Genomic DNA, 14,593 nt, shown 5'->3' with positions numbered 1-14,593 from the left:
GCAGTTTATTAATCACATGCGCTCACTGCGCATGCATTTTCGTCTACGAGTATGCAATTTTAGTGCCTTCCATAAAATATTATTTAATTCAAATAGATAGGCAAAAATAAATATGGCACACACCCAGAAAGGCACCAAAATGGGGCACTCAGAAATGATTGACGCACCAAAATGGGTCACCGATGTCAGCGCGAACCAAAAGTGGGCACAAAAAAACCCCGCCAGGTTCACTGAACCGGCGGGGTTTTAATATGGTAGCAAGGGGCAGATTCGAACTGCCGACCCCAGCATTATGAGTGCTGTGCTCTAACCAACTGAGCTACCTTGCCAAACTATCAGCACCGGGTAACGGTGAGAAGGGCGGGAAATATACTTCTCACATCTTCCGCTGTCAACTACCTAAGCCAAACTGTAGCTTGAGTCCCACGGGCAAGAAACATTGGCTGACATCCACAAATCGCCAGCAAAGTATCGCCAAAAAAAACCGGTCAAGCAGGACACTCTAACCGGTCGATTTATCTTCTAAAATGGCGCGCCCGGAAGGATTCGAACCTCCGACCACCTGGTTCGTAGCCAGGTACTCTATCCAGCTGAGCTACGGGCGCTATGTGATTCAGTTGCAACCTGAGATTACAGTCTTGCACTGATGCACTGACATGGCGGAGAGAGAGGGATTCGAACCCTCGATGGAGCTATTAACCCCATACTCCCTTAGCAGGGGAGCGCCTTCAGCCGCTCGGCCATCTCTCCAAAACTTTGCGCTTGTTCAATGGCCCTTCGAGCCATGCAGGGGAGCGCGTTATTCGGGACTGCGTCCCTCACCCCTGCGGGGTCGATGCCGCTACGCGGCACCGCTCAAGACGGCTAACGCCGCCTTAGTCAGCCGCTCGGCCATCTCTCCAATGCTGGTTGATCAGCGATACTCGGCGTAACCTATCGTAGTGTCGCCGAGGCTTTGCTCCGGGCTTCCAGCCACCCGGTCCGCGCAGAATTCTATTACAGAGGAGTAAGCTTTCCAACTGTAAATGACGTCATCTCTAGACATTCGTCCGATGACAACTTCAAGGGAATCACTGCTCGGAAGAGCGCGGGATTATACAGTTTTTTCGTCCATAAACAAAAAAACTCCGGCATCCTTGCCGAAGTTTCTTTTCAGGCCGCTCTACGCAGTCTATTCGGGGGCGCCTTCAGCTCCACCCGCCTGCTCACGTTTGATGCGTTCGTAAATCTCCTCGCGATGCACGGAGATATCACGCGGCGCATTCACACCGATGCGAACCTGATTTCCTTTAACACCCAGCACAGTAACTGTAACTTCGTCGCCTATCATTAAGGTTTCGCCGACTCGGCGAGTTAAGATCAACATGTCTAATCTCCCTGCAGATCCTTTTTGTTTACTGCCGACCACTCCCACTCAGAGTCCGATTCTGTCGACAGCGCTTGCCAACCATCCCCTGCACTTGATGCAGGACAGGACGATGCTCGCATTCTAGCAACTGGTAGGACCACAGAAAAAGCTTAAGAATTCCTTAGTTAGCCGATTTAAGGCTATTTCACGACAATTTAGGACTTTATTTCTAATTCGCCGCTTCAGAGTCGAGGCTAAATGCCTCATGCAAAGTCCTGACTCCCAGCTCCAGGTACTTTTCATCAACCACCACCGAGATCTTGATCTCGGATGTTGAGATCATGTTGATGTTGATCCCCTCACTGGACAGCGCTTCAAACATCTGACTCGCAATACCGGCATGGGAACGCATACCCACACCAACGATCGAGATCTTCACCATCGTATCGTCCCCAAGCGCCTCTCTTGCTCCAAGGGACTCAGCGGTCGCTTGCAGGATCCCTAGCGCCTTCTTGTAATCGTTACGATGTACTGTGAAGGTGAAGTCGGTAGTTGAGGTATCTGCTGCGATATTCTGCACGATCATGTCGACTTCAATATTCGCATCGGAGATCGGCCCCAAAATCTGGTAGGCCACACCGGGATGGTCTGGGACTCCCAGGATGGTCAGTTTTGCCTCATCACGATTGAACGCAATACCGGATATCTTTGCCTGTTCCATGCTCTCTTCCTCAAAGGTAATCAGGGTGCCTTCGCCCTCTTCGAAGCTGGAAAGGACCCGCAAGGGAACGTTATATTTACCCGCAAACTCCACCGCACGAATCTGCAACACTTTGGAGCCGAGACTCGCCATCTCCAGCATCTCTTCAAAGGTAATACGCTCGAGTCGGCGTGCTTTCGGCTCGATACGGGGATCAGTGGTATAGACCCCATCCACATCGGTGTAGATCTGGCATTCGTCTGCTTTCAGGGCCGCAGCCATCGCCACCGCCGTGGTATCAGAACCGCCGCGCCCCAGGGTGGTGATATCACCCTGCTGATCGACCCCCTGAAACCCGGCTACCACCACCACCCGACCGGCCTCCAGGTCTGCCTGCACCCGCGCACCATCGATATCCTGGATGCGTGCCTTGCTATGGGCGCTATCAGTCAGGATATGCACTTGACCGCCGGTATAGGAACGGGCCGGACATCCGATCCGCTGCAGCGCCATACTCAGCAAGGCGATGGTCACCTGTTCGCCGGTGGAGATCAGCACGTCCATCTCACGGGGGTCACCCTCAGCGTTGATCTCATGGGCCAGAGCAATCAGCCGGTTGGTCTGGCCCGACATTGCTGAGACCACCACCACCACCTGGTTTCCGCGATCCTTGGCAGCCTTCACCTTTTCCGCGACCGCCTGGATACGCTCCACTGAACCGACGGAGGTCCCGCCGTACTTCTGCACGATAAGCGCCATTTTGTTTACAAATCCTGCACAAATCGATCGACCGACAGCTGTGCCGCCATCAGCGATCTAAGGCCAGAGAGTGAACAGAACAGACGGCCAACATGCCGCCATTCCAGCTCAGGAGGAACCACCCAATCGGCAGCCCAGCTCCAAAAGAGGGCAATTAAACACGAAATCAGGCGGGGTTAAAACCGCCAGCAGAACATCGGTAGTAAACAGTCATCATCAGACAAAGTGGCTCAGTTTCCAGCATGCACCTCAACCCAGCCCGGCACCAGCGCCAGCGCCTGCGGCAGAGCGGACGGATCGTTGCCGCCTGCCTGCGCCATATCGGGGCGTCCGCCCCCCCTGCCACCAATCTTTTCCGCCACCAGCTTGACCAGATCGCCAGCCTTCATCCGGCCAGTCAGGTCCTTGGTGACCCCGGCCACCAGAGCGACCTTGTCACCATTGATGGCCGCCAGCAAGATCACTGCAGACCCCAGTTTGTTCTTCAGCTGATCCATGGTTTCACGCAGCGACTTGGAATCAGCACCTTCCAGCGTGGCCGCCAAGACCTTGATCCCGGCCACATCTTCAGCGCTAGAGGCCAGATCACTGCCGGCCGCACTCGCCAGCTTACCCTTGAGCTGCTCGAGCTCTTTTTCTAGCTTCCGGTTGCGCTCCAGCAGCTGCATGACCTTCTCTTCAAGATCATCACGACTCCCTTTCAGCAACGCCACGGTTCGCAGCACTCGCTCCTCATCGGCCTCCATCCACTCGATGGCGCGCTGACCGGTGACCGCTTCGATGCGCCTCACGCCGGCGGCGATGCCGGTCTCGACGATAATCTTGCAGAGGCCGATATCACCCACCGCCTTCACATGGGTGCCGCCGCACAGTTCGGTTGAAAAATCACCCATCCGCAGTACCCGCACCTGCTCATCATACTTCTCGCCGAACAGCGCCATCGCACCACTTGACCTGGCATCCTCCAGAGACATGATGCGCGTCTCCACCATGTGATTCTGGCGGATCTGCTCGTTCACCCGCTGCTCCACTCTCTGCAGCTGTTCACGGCTGACCGGCTCGAACTGAGAGAAGTCGAAGCGCAGCCGCTCATCGTCTACCAGCGACCCCTTCTGCGCCACATGATCGCCCAGCACCTCACGCAGCGCGGCGTGTAACAGATGCGTCGCCGAGTGGTTGAGGGCGGTGGCTTGACGGGTAAAGGCGTTGACCTCAGCCGTAACCGGATCCCCCACCGCGAGACTGCCCTCCTCCAGCTTGCCGATGTGACCAAACACATCACCACCCTGTTTGCGGGTATCCTCGACCTCGAACAGCACGCCACCCTTGGCGCTGATCACCCCTTTATCGCCGGCCTGACCACCCGACTCCGCGTAGAACGGCGTACGATCCAGCACCACCAGGCCGGTCTCGCCCTCGGCCAGGCTATCCAGCGACTCGCCATCCCGGTAGAGCGCCACCACGGTGGCATTCGCCTCAAGGCACTCATAGCCGACAAATTCAGTCTCACCCTCGAGGCCGACGCTGACCTCCTGATTAACGCCAAACTGGCTTGCGGCACGGGCACGCTCGCGTTGCGCCTCCATCTCCCGCTGGAAACCCTCCATGTCGAGGGTCAGATCGCGCTCACGGGCGATATCCGCGGTCAGATCGACCGGAAAGCCGTAGGTATCGTAAAGTTTGAAGACGGTCGCGCCTGGGATCTGCTTCCCTTCTAGCCCGGCAATCACCTCTTCGAGAATCCGCATTCCCTGTTCCAGAGTCTCGGCGAAACGCTCCTCCTCCTGTTTCAGCACCCGCTCAACCAGCGCCCGGGCACTCAGCAGTTCCGGATAGCTCGCCCCCATCTCGTCACACAGCGGCCCCACCAGCCGATAGAAAAATGCCCCCTTCTGTCCCAGCATATAGCCATGCCGGATGGCACGCCGAATGATCCGACGCAGCACAAAGCCGCGCCCCTCATTGGAGGGGATCACCCCGTCCACAACAAGAAATGCACAGGAACGGATGTGGTCTGCGATCACCCGCAGCGACTTCTCCTGCAGATTTGAACAACCGGTCACTTCAGATGCCGCCTTGATCAGGTTGGCGAACAGATCGATCTCATAATTGCTGTGGACGCCCTGCATTACCGCTGCCAACCGCTCCAACCCCATACCGGTATCCACCGAAGGCTTGGGTAGCGGTGTCATATTCCCTTCCGCATCCCGGTTGTACTGCATAAACACCAGATTCCAGATCTCAATATAGCGATCGCCATCCTCCTCCGGCGTGCCCGGCGGACCACCGGCAACCTCGGGACCATGATCGTAGAAGATCTCGCTACAGGGACCACATGGACCGGTGTCACCCATCGACCAGAAATTGTCACTCTCGTGGCGTTTACCGCCAGGTTTGTCCCCGATGCGGGTGAAGCGCGCCTCACTGACACCGATCTCTTTGAGCCAGACATCGGCAGCCTCATCATCCTCTTCGTAAACGGTCACCCAAAGCTTTTCCGCAGGCAGCCCCAGTGTGCGAGTGAGAAATTCCCAGGCGTAGTTGATTGCTTCACGCTTGAAATAGTCGCCAAAGCTGAAGTTACCCAACATCTCGAAGAAGGTGTGGTGGCGTGCGGTGTATCCCACGTTCTCAAGGTCATTATGCTTGCCGCCGGCGCGCACGCAGCGCTGCGAACTAGCAGCCCGGAGATAACTGCGCTTGTCGCGACCAAGAAAGGCATCTTTGAATTGCACCATGCCCGCGTTGGTAAACAGCAGGGTGGGGTCATTCAGCGGCACTAACGGACTGCTCGCCACCACCTCATGACCATTTCGCGCAAAATAGTCGAGGAATGCCTTGCGGATATCTGCACTACTTTTCATATTGGACAAACAAAATTTCAATGAGGACAGTGAATTAACAGGGGGAGCCCTGCACCACAGAGCGCCCGTTTCGCGAACGCACAGGCAAACCCGTAGCCGCCCGAATCAAATCCAAAACAGCCCTAGAGCATAACAGGAACCCCAAACGAATTCTCATCCTCTTTACCTACTTCGGCATCAAGAGATGCAAGGACTCAACAGACAGGAAACGATGGAAGGGGAGGCGACGCTCCGCAAGCGCAAGCGCAGGCGCAGGCGCAGGCGCAGGCAGGCAGGCAGGCAGGCAGGCAGGCAGGCAGGCAGGCAGAAGGATATTGTGGAACCGGGAGGATCACCCCGTCGCCATCCGTGCGAAGCCCCACCTTCGGGATCAGTCAATCAACAGCTCACGGATCATCGCGGCGGGAAACCCCCGGTACTCAAGGAAACGCGCCCTACGGGCCAGTTCGCGCCGATCATCCACCGATCCGCCACCATATTTTGCATCGTGAACCCGCTGCAACTGACTCCACCAGCCCTCCGCATAGCAGCTGAGGGTCTGCTCGATCAGCGCCTCATCCACCCCGCGCTCGCTCAGTTCGGCACGGATGCGCAGCGGCCCATAGCCTTTGCGCACCCGCATCTCCACATAGCTCTCGCAAAAGCGCAGATCGCTGAGCAGCCCTTGTGCCTCCAGCCCATCGAGCAGAAACTCAATCATGTCCCCATCGAAGCCCCGTCTGGCCAGCTTTTTCTGGAGCTGCTGGCGGCTGTGCTCACGCTGCGCCAGCAGGCGCAGCGCCGTCGCCTGAATCTCGGCCGCGTCGATCAGGCCTTCTCCTGCGCCGCATCTTCAGCACTCTCGGCCGGAGGCAGCAGCTCAGCCCGTACCCGCAGTTCAATGTCCGCTGCAATATCGGGATTATCCTTCAGGAACTGGCGCACATTCTCCCTGCCTTGGCCAATTCGATCACCATTATAGCTGTACCAGGCGCCTGCCTTGTCGACGATGCCCTGCTTCACGCCCAGCTCGATGATCTCACCCTCACGGGAGATGCCCTCGCCGTAGATGATCTCAAAAGTGGTCAGTTTGAAGGGGGGCGCTACTTTATTTTTCACCACCTTCACCTTGGTATCATTACCGACTACCTCTTCGCCCTTTTTGATCGCTCCGATCCGGCGGATGTCGAGACGCACTGAGGCGTAGAATTTGAGCGCGTTGCCGCCGGTGGTGGTTTCAGGCGAGCCGAACATCACACCGATCTTCATACGGATCTGGTTGATGAAGATCACCAGGCAGTTGGTACGCTTGATGTTGGCGGTCAGCTTGCGTAGCGCCTGCGACATCAGTCGCGCCTGCAGCCCCACATGGGTATCACCCATCTCGCCCTCAATCTCCGCCTTGGGGGTAAGCGCCGCCACTGAGTCGATCACCACCACGTCTACTGCGCCGGAACGCACCAGCATGTCGGTGATCTCCAGCGCCTGCTCGCCGGTGTCGGGCTGAGAGACGAGCAATTCATCCACATTGACACCAATCTTCTCCGCATAGATCGGATCGAGGGCGTGTTCCGCATCTATGAAGGCACAAGTGCCACCCTGCTTCTGCGCCTCCGCCACCACCTGCAGCGTCAGAGTGGTCTTGCCCGAAGACTCCGGCCCGTAGATCTCCACCACGCGCCCTTTTGGCAGCCCCCCCACGCCGAGTGCGATGTCGAGCCCGAGGGAGCCGGTGGAGATAGCCTCGATATTGCGGATCGAGCCGGAATCACCCATCCGCATCACCGAGCCCTTACCAAACTGCTTCTCGATCTGCCCCAGTGCCGCACTCAGCGCCTTTGCACGATTGTCATCCATCCGCTCTTCCCCCCTGTTTCTGCATCTTGCTGCTTACTGTACATTCATACAGTACTTTTTTGAAGGTGAAATTATCACACAGGGATCGACTCAGGTCATAGCTTCGCCTTTAGGAAGCCTCAGAATGAATCTGGGCGAGCAGAATTGTGAGGCCAAATTTTTCGATGCTAGGCGGAAATCGCAAATAATAGCCGGTCTATTGCCTGAATTTTGCCCCGCAGGAAATGCCCTTGGGGTACAACGCAGCAGCGGAAGATTTGGATCGCCCATGATTCGTTCAGAGACTCCTTAGCGACCATTCATTGAGAATTCGGTAGCTGGGCGCACCAGACGAGCCGCCGACGGCGCAGGCCAGGGTCAGGCTCTCCGCTTGCCAGCGGATCGGCGGATCGATTCTGCCAGGCTCGACCCGTTGGGCTTTGCGATAGAGGGTCAGATGCGGGGTGAAGGCGCGGGTTTCCGGGGCAAAACCGCAGGACTGCAGGGCACTGCTCAGTCGATCATGCAGCGTGATCAGTGACGGCGGGGACTCCAGCGGCCCGACCCAGAGGATACGCGCCCGAGGAAACTGGTCGATCCGGTCGATCTGCAGGACAACAGGCGCCGCACTGAACGAATCGGCCACGGTCTCAACACAACGCCGGCGCTGTGCGTCCAGATCCCCCAAAAAACAGAGGGTCAGATGCAGATCTTGTGGCTGCAGCATGCGCCCGCCACAACCGTTCAGGGATCGGCCAACACGGGCGATCTGTCGACGCACCTCCAGGTCGGGCCAGAGGGCGAAAAAGGCCCGGCTGTTACTCATCTTCAGCCAACCGCTGCAACAGCCCCTGCAGGGCGCGGGCCACCGTCTGCCGCCGCACCGCCTCCCGGTCGCCTGCAAAACAGTGCCGCTGCACCTCGGCTGCCGCACCGCGCTGCTGCCAGGCGAACCAGACCGTGCCCAGCGGCTTGTCGGGAGTTCCGCCCCCCGGACCGGCGATGCCACTCACCGCCACTGCCCAATCTGCTTCGCTCCGTTGCAGAGCGCCGGCGGTCATCTCCGCCACCGTCTGCGCACTCACCGCGCCGTATTCCACCAGCGTCTCTGCCTGCACGCCGAGCATCGACTGCTTGGCCGCGTTGCTGTAGGTGACAAACCCCTGCTCGAACCAGGCGCTGCTGCCTACCACATCGGTGGCCACCTTGGCAATCCAGCCACCAGTGCAGGATTCAGCAAAGGCCACCCTGGCCCGCTGCCGTCTGAGACAATCCCCAAGCTGCCCGGCCAGCTGGGTCAACGCCTGATCATCTGCCTTCATCTGCGCCACTCCTTCTCAATATTCCGACACTCTCATTCTATGCAACCTGGCAGTCAAATAGATTGTTTGCAGGTCCAGCTTCGGCCTACCGAAGCCAAACCGACAACATGAGGTAGAAAGGATTGCCGATTAATAACAAGGGGAGATAGCGCCTAACAGGCTGTTAGACGCGCCTGACGCTGCAACAGCTTCCGGTTACACTAGACGATCATTTTCCAACAAGCCCCGCAGTCGAGGAGAGTCAGTAATGAGCGATCTGACGATAGAGTGTGAACACCGCCCTTCCGCCATGAAACTGGAGATCATGGGTATCTACGACTGGCCCATCTGGCGTAAGGAGGCCTCCAAGTTCGACTGGAGCTATGATCAGAGCGAAACCTGCTACTTTCTGCGCGGCAAGGTGGTGGTGACCCCTAAGGGCGGGGAACCACAGGAGTTTGGCCGGGGCGACTTGGTCACCTTTCCTGCTGGGCTTGCCTGCAGCTGGGAGATCCTGAAGGATGTGGAGAAACACTACAGCTTCGAATAGCCCCCCACCAGGCTCAAGCCGGCTCATCCACCAGCCGGCGCGGCAGTAGGATGCCAAAGCGGGTGCCCTCCTGCTCGCGACTGTAGCAGGAGATGGTACCTTCCAGTTCATCCACCAGATTTTTTACGATGGCCAGTCCAGTGCCCGAGTGGTTGCCCTTCTTTTCGCTCTTGACCGGCAGAAACAGTTCATCCATCACCGCCCGCGGGATACCCGGGCCGTCATCGCTGACCGAGATCTCAATAAACTCCTCGCCGTTCAGGTTGACCCCATCCCGGGTCTCCAGCTTGATCGTGCCACCCTCTTCCAGCGCCTCACTGGCATTCTTCATCAGGTTGGCTAGCACCTGCTTCAACCGGCCGTGGTGACTGTGGATGGCCGGCAGCCTATCGTCCAGGTCCTTGACGCACTTGATCTTGTCCCCGGCACAAAACGAGGCCTTGAACACCGCCAGCTGATTTTCAACCAGACGGTTGAGATCGACTAGGCCATCGCCGTCGATTATCTCTTCTACCGGGTCCCGCATCCGCTGCAGCACCGTCCCAAGCCGCTCCAACTCGTTTTTGATCGTTGCCAGTTCAGCCTGTACCGCATGACCGCTGCCAAGCTTCGAGTCGACCCGCTGCAGGCTGTTATTGATCACCCCCAACGGCGTATTGGCTTCGTGCAGCAGGGTGCGCGCATGGTTCTGCACCTTGATGCGCAGCTCGTTGAGATGCAGCTCCTCCGCCTCTTGCCAGCGCTGTTGGCGCAGGATCGAGGCAGCCGCCATCTGTGCGAACACCTCCATAAAATCCTGCTGGAAATCGAGCTGCTTGAGGCGCTTTCGGCTGATCCCCGCCACCACCACACCGAGCATCGCCTGACCGACAAACAGAGGGATGCAGACCACCCCCTCATCTCCCAGCAGGTGACAGAGCTGCCGATTGACCACCGCATGGCTGCGTGCCGGATTATCATCGAATGAATGCAGCACCCGTTGCTCCAGCAACGCGTCAGCGGCCAGACTCTTGCCCGCCTCTAGCGAGAGGTGCAGCGCATCCATCGGCTTGTTGCCAACACGCCCCCCGACATCTCCCTCCAGGCGTTCCTGATCCGGATTGTAGCGTAGCACCATGCTCTGCTTCAGGCCGAACAGCACCCCCAGGTTGTATTGCAACTCATTGACAATGGCATGCCAGCTGGCAGCCTCCGCCATCTGCTGGCGGGAGGCGCTGAGCAGGGCAAAATCTCGCACATGGCGGGCCAGCTCCAGACGCGTCGTCAGCTTCACCTGCAGCGCCTGCTCCTCGCGCACTGCCCCAGCCTCCAGCGGCATCAGCTCAAGGGAGCCGGCCAGCTGCTGTAGCCGCCCATCCACCCGTAGCACCAGTGACTCGATGTGCGATGGGTCAATGCCGGAGAGCTGCTCTGCGGCCAGGATCGTCTGATCCAGATCGTAGGCGTCCGGCTGCGCCAGACGCTGCGCCAGGTGCACAATCTTCACCAGCTGCGGCGCATCCAGCAGCGCCTCGCTCGACTCGTCCTGATAGCGCACCGCATCGGCAAGGAACGATCGCAGGTGCCAGCGATCGATCAGATGGAAGCCAACCTCCTCGCCAATAACCGCAAACCGCCGCTGCTGCTCCTCCCGCTGCAGGCCACGTGGCTTGGCGGCGATCTCAACATAGTCGTCAGGAGAGAGCTGAAACAACGCCAGCTCTCCCAGCCCATGCAGCAGCCCAGCCAGATAGGCTTCTTCTTCGGAGTGGTGCTGCAGCAGGATGGCCAGCTCTCTGGCGATCTGGGCGACCTTCAGGGAGCGGCACCAGTAGCCGTCGAGGTAGGCCTCGTGCTGCTCACCCAAGCGGGAGAAAAACTGTTGTACCGCGCTGGTGATGGCGATGCTCTTGAGGGTCTCCACACCGAGTACGGAGAGCTGCCGCTCCAGACCCGCCACCTCGCCCCACTGGCGATAGAGCGGCGAATTGGCAGCGGCGAGCACCTTCGCGCTCAGCACCACATCCTGCGAGACGATATCGGCCAACTGCTTCAAGCTTGTGTCAGCCTGGCTGCAGGCCTCAATCAGCTCAAGCAACACCGCTGGAATGGCGGGCAGCCGCTCCAGGTCAACCGCCAGCAGACAACTATTCTTAACGCTATCCATAGATCCTGGGAAGGCTGGTGTAAATGTCCGGGTAGTCATTCGTCACCCATTAAGGCGCCCCATCCTATCCACCTCCGAACTCCTGTTTTGTGACTCAGTTCTGAAAGAAGAGTGATTAATGTCGTTTTTTCTGGGATAGAATCGGGATAAGTCTTTTAACGATTCAGAGCTCCAATGGTTATGCTGACCCCCCCTCAAGAGCCAGATCAACACACTACCTCCCATTCTGCCGGTGCCCGGAGCAATGCCTTGGTCATCGCCCTCGCCGGTGGCAGACATGGTGTTGGCAAGACCAACGTTGCAGTCAACATTGCAGTCAACCTAGCAAATGGTGGAGCCAAGGTCTGTCTACTCGACAGTGATAACCAGCTCTCCGGTGCAGTGCAACTGCTGGGTGGCAAGAGCGAACTCGGGCTCGGCTCTCACATCTTCGACGGCCAACCGCTAGAGGCGGTGATTCAGACGGGGCGAAACGGCATCCAGTTGCTCGCTGCCCCCTCCAACCTCGCCGCCTTCGACTACACCCAGACACTGCGTCTGAAGACCGCATTCCAGAAGCTGGAGAGCCATTTCGACTATCTGATCATCGACACCCCACCCGGCGACTCGCTCACCACCCTGTCGCTGCTGCGCTCCGCCAATCATATCCTGCTGGTACTCTCGCCCGAGCTGGAGTCGATCAAAGACAGCTACACACTGCTCTGGGCGCTGCGCCGTCGCGGCCATATGGGCGGGGTGCAGGTGCTGATCAACCGCATCAAGGGCCGCCAGCAGGGACTACAAGTCTATCGTCAATTCAAGCGCGTTGTGGAGAAAAACCTCGGTCTGAGTGTACGTTCACTCGGTTATGTCACCGCCGACCGGCATCTGCACAACGCTGTCTACAATCATATGCCGGTGAGCATCAGCGCGCCTAACGCCCCCTCCAGCCGCTGTTTTCACGCCATCACCGAGATCCTCAAACAGCGTTTTATCGGCCACTCCCCGCTCAACAAAATGAGCCGCTCGTGGAAGATGAACCCGCCCCGCAGCGGCGCCTCATCACCCGTCGTGCAGATGACGCCGCGCCAGCAGGGTGCGCTCGCAACCAATGAACAGTTCGATCGTCTGTTTGCCCAGTTCTCCAACATCATCCGTAAAGAAGACATTAGTGAGGCCAGTGTGCGAAAGGCGCTGTTCTCTTTCGAAGAGAGTTATGAACTCCGCTTCAAGCAGCCGCTGCACGAGAAAAATCCGACCCCGCCAGCCGTCGCGGGCCGGGATGGCAGCATCGAGAAGATCGGCTCACGTCTTCGCCAGTCCCACATCCTCTCCGACTGCGAACGCAAGCAGAGCGATGAACTGGCCGACCTGCAGCATGCGTTGGAGAGTGCCGCGCAGTTCTCCCTGTACGAACAGAAACGCTATGCTGACAACAGTTCCAGCTGAGGCCAGCACGCACTGGCCTCATCAAGGCTGGAAAAATGTACCGATTCAAGGTAGCTTACGGACCGGCCTGAAGCAAAATTACAAGTTGGTTTTCAACAGCTTCACCTTCGGATAAGCCGTCAGAAATGGATTGGATGGGAAGCGGAGTGACATGGAGTTACTTCAGCTGATCCTGCAGTTTCTGGCCGGACGAAGAAGAATAAAGGAACGGACTCCCTGTTCACTCACCATCATTGCGGCAACGGAATTGCCGCTATTCATTTTCCCATCGTTCAAAGCTACCTAGATCAGCCGCGCCGCCAACTGGTTCCCTGAGGGCCATCCTCGAGCAGAATACCGGCGGCCTGCAGTTCATCACGGATGCGGTCGGCCTCGGCCCAGTTCTTCTCTGCCCGTGCATCCAGACGCTGCTGGATCAGCGCATCTATATCCGCGTCCGACAAACCCCCTTCCGCACCAACGCCGCCTTTCAGATAGGCTTCTGGGTCATCTTGCAGAATCCCCAGCACGCCACCCAGCTGCCGCAACTCGGCCCCCAGCCCTGCGGCTTTCGCTGCACCGGTCTCCCGCAACCGGTTGATCTCGCGCACCATATCGAATAGCACCGCCAGAGCCTCCGGAGTGTTGAAGTCATCGTCCATCACCGCATGAAAACGTTCGATAAAGGCCTCACCACCGGCGGGCTCAACCTCATCCAGACCGCGCAAGGCAGTGTAGAAGCGGGTCAGCGCAGCGCGAGCATTCTCCAAGTGTTCTTCATCATAATTGAGCGGTGAGCGATACTGACTGGTGAGGATAAAGTAGCGCACCTCTTCGGCACGATAGCGCTGCAGAATCTCCCGCACGGTAAAGAAGTTGCCCAAGGATTTCGACATCTTCTCATCATTGATCCGCACAAAGCCGTTGTGCATCCAGTATTTAACGAAGGAGTGGCCGGTGGCGCCCTCCGACTGGGCGATCTCGTTCTCGTGGTGCGGAAAGGTCAGATCAGCGCCGCCGCCATGAATATCGAAGCTATCGCCTAGAGCGCAGGTCGACATGGCAGAGCACTCGATGTGCCAGCCGGGACGACCCTGGCCCCAGGGAGAGTCCCAGGCCGGCTCGCCAGGCTTAGCTGACTTCCACAGGGCAAAGTCGAGGGGATCGCGCTTTATCTCGTCCACCTCGACCCGCGCACCCGACTCAAGGTCATCGATCGACTTGCCGGAGAGCTTGCCGTAGTCGGGGAAGCTGCGCACATCGTAGTAGACGTCACCATTCTCGACGGCATAGGCGTGACCATTGTCGATCAGGCGCTGGATCATCACCAGGATCTCTTTCATATGGCCGGTGGCGCGTGGCTCATCGTCAGGTGGCAGCACGCCGAGCGCCGTCGCATCCTCATGCATCGCCTGGATGAAACGCTCGGTCAGCGCCATGAAGGGCTCGCCATTCTCGTTGGCACGATTGATGATCTTGTCGTCAATATCGGTGATATTGCGGATGTAGGTGACCTCGTACCCCATCGCCTTCAGATAACGGTAGACCACGTCGAACACCACCATCACCCGCGCATGCCCCAGGTGGCAGAGATCGTAGACGGTCATGCCGCAGACATACATGCGTACCCGCCCCTCTTCGAGGGGTTTAAACTCTTCTTTGCGGTTATTGAGGTCGTTGTAGATCTTGAGCATGGTGTGGAC

11 protein-coding genes and 3 tRNA genes are annotated in these 14,593 nt (G+C 58.1%); 2 read left to right on the top strand and 12 right to left on the bottom strand.

Going from position 1 to position 14,593, the window contains the following annotated elements:
• Positions 1–252: 252 nt before the first annotated feature.
• The 10 genes from L0Y14_RS02905 to pncC all read right to left on the bottom strand — a co-directional run bounded on the left by L0Y14_RS02905 (position 253) and on the right by pncC (position 8,808).
• Positions 253–329, bottom strand: a tRNA-Met gene (locus L0Y14_RS02905).
• Positions 330–528: 199 nt separating this feature from the next.
• A tRNA-Arg gene (locus L0Y14_RS02900) sits at positions 529–605 on the bottom strand.
• A 52-nt stretch (positions 606–657) separates the two neighbouring features.
• A tRNA-Ser gene (locus L0Y14_RS02895) sits at positions 658–750 on the bottom strand.
• Between the two features lie 421 nt (positions 751–1,171).
• A complete protein-coding gene (gene csrA / locus L0Y14_RS02890) occupies positions 1,172–1,366 on the bottom strand; it encodes a carbon storage regulator CsrA (RefSeq protein WP_040818491.1) in 195 nt (64 codons plus the stop codon).
• Between the two features lie 211 nt (positions 1,367–1,577).
• The gene (locus L0Y14_RS02885) at positions 1,578–2,807 is read right to left on the bottom strand and encodes an aspartate kinase (RefSeq protein WP_006473671.1); all 1,230 of its coding nucleotides are present in this window, start codon (positions 2,805–2,807) and stop codon (positions 1,578–1,580) included.
• 230 nt (positions 2,808–3,037) lie between these two features.
• Entirely contained in the window at positions 3,038–5,671 is a 2,634-nt protein-coding gene (gene alaS / locus L0Y14_RS02880) for an alanine--tRNA ligase (RefSeq protein WP_040818488.1), read from the bottom strand.
• 370 nt (positions 5,672–6,041) lie between these two features.
• Entirely contained in the window at positions 6,042–6,371 is a 330-nt protein-coding gene (locus L0Y14_RS02875) for a regulatory protein RecX (RefSeq protein WP_005958886.1), read from the bottom strand.
• A gap of 107 nt (positions 6,372–6,478) precedes the next feature.
• A complete protein-coding gene (gene recA / locus L0Y14_RS02870) occupies positions 6,479–7,507 on the bottom strand; it encodes a recombinase RecA (RefSeq protein ID WP_005958888.1) in 1,029 nt (342 codons plus the stop codon).
• A gap of 277 nt (positions 7,508–7,784) precedes the next feature.
• A complete protein-coding gene (gene thpR, locus L0Y14_RS02865) occupies positions 7,785–8,312 on the bottom strand; it encodes an RNA 2',3'-cyclic phosphodiesterase (RefSeq protein ID WP_006473668.1) in 528 nt (175 codons plus the stop codon).
• Complete coding sequence (gene pncC / locus L0Y14_RS02860; protein ID WP_251859244.1) at positions 8,305–8,808, bottom strand: nicotinamide-nucleotide amidase; 504 nt, start codon at positions 8,806–8,808, stop codon at positions 8,305–8,307. The genes thpR and pncC overlap by 8 nt, the downstream gene beginning before the upstream one ends.
• Positions 8,809–9,055: 247 nt before the next feature.
• On the opposite strand from pncC, the gene L0Y14_RS02855 reads away from it, so the two are divergent.
• The gene (locus tag L0Y14_RS02855; RefSeq protein ID WP_005958893.1) at positions 9,056–9,337 is read left to right on the top strand and encodes a cupin domain-containing protein; all 282 of its coding nucleotides are present in this window, start codon (positions 9,056–9,058) and stop codon (positions 9,335–9,337) included.
• Positions 9,338–9,350: 13 nt separating this feature from the next.
• Here the strand turns inward: L0Y14_RS02855 and L0Y14_RS02850 are convergent, their stop codons facing one another.
• On the bottom strand, positions 9,351–11,483 hold the full coding sequence (locus L0Y14_RS02850; protein WP_006473666.1) for an HDOD domain-containing protein: 2,133 nt from the start codon (positions 11,481–11,483) through the stop codon (positions 9,351–9,353).
• Between the two features lie 249 nt (positions 11,484–11,732).
• Between L0Y14_RS02850 and L0Y14_RS02845 the strand changes: the two genes are divergently transcribed.
• Positions 11,733–12,911: a MinD/ParA family ATP-binding protein gene (locus L0Y14_RS02845; RefSeq protein ID WP_006473665.1), complete on the top strand. Its 1,179-nt coding sequence runs from the start codon at positions 11,733–11,735 to the stop codon at positions 12,909–12,911.
• 287 nt (positions 12,912–13,198) lie between these two features.
• On the opposite strand, the gene cysS is transcribed toward L0Y14_RS02845, so the two are convergent.
• Entirely contained in the window at positions 13,199–14,584 is a 1,386-nt protein-coding gene (gene cysS, locus L0Y14_RS02840) for a cysteine--tRNA ligase (RefSeq protein ID WP_006473664.1), read from the bottom strand.
• Between the last annotated feature and the right edge of the window lie 9 nt (positions 14,585–14,593).

Origin of the sequence: Candidatus Endoriftia persephonae, assembly GCF_023733635.1 — a bacterium.
In the GTDB taxonomy this organism is placed as follows: Bacteria; Pseudomonadota; Gammaproteobacteria; order Chromatiales; family Chromatiaceae; genus Endoriftia; species Endoriftia persephonae.
Note: the sequence above shows the minus strand (reverse complement) of the source record. Positions and strands in the feature narration are given on the sequence as shown.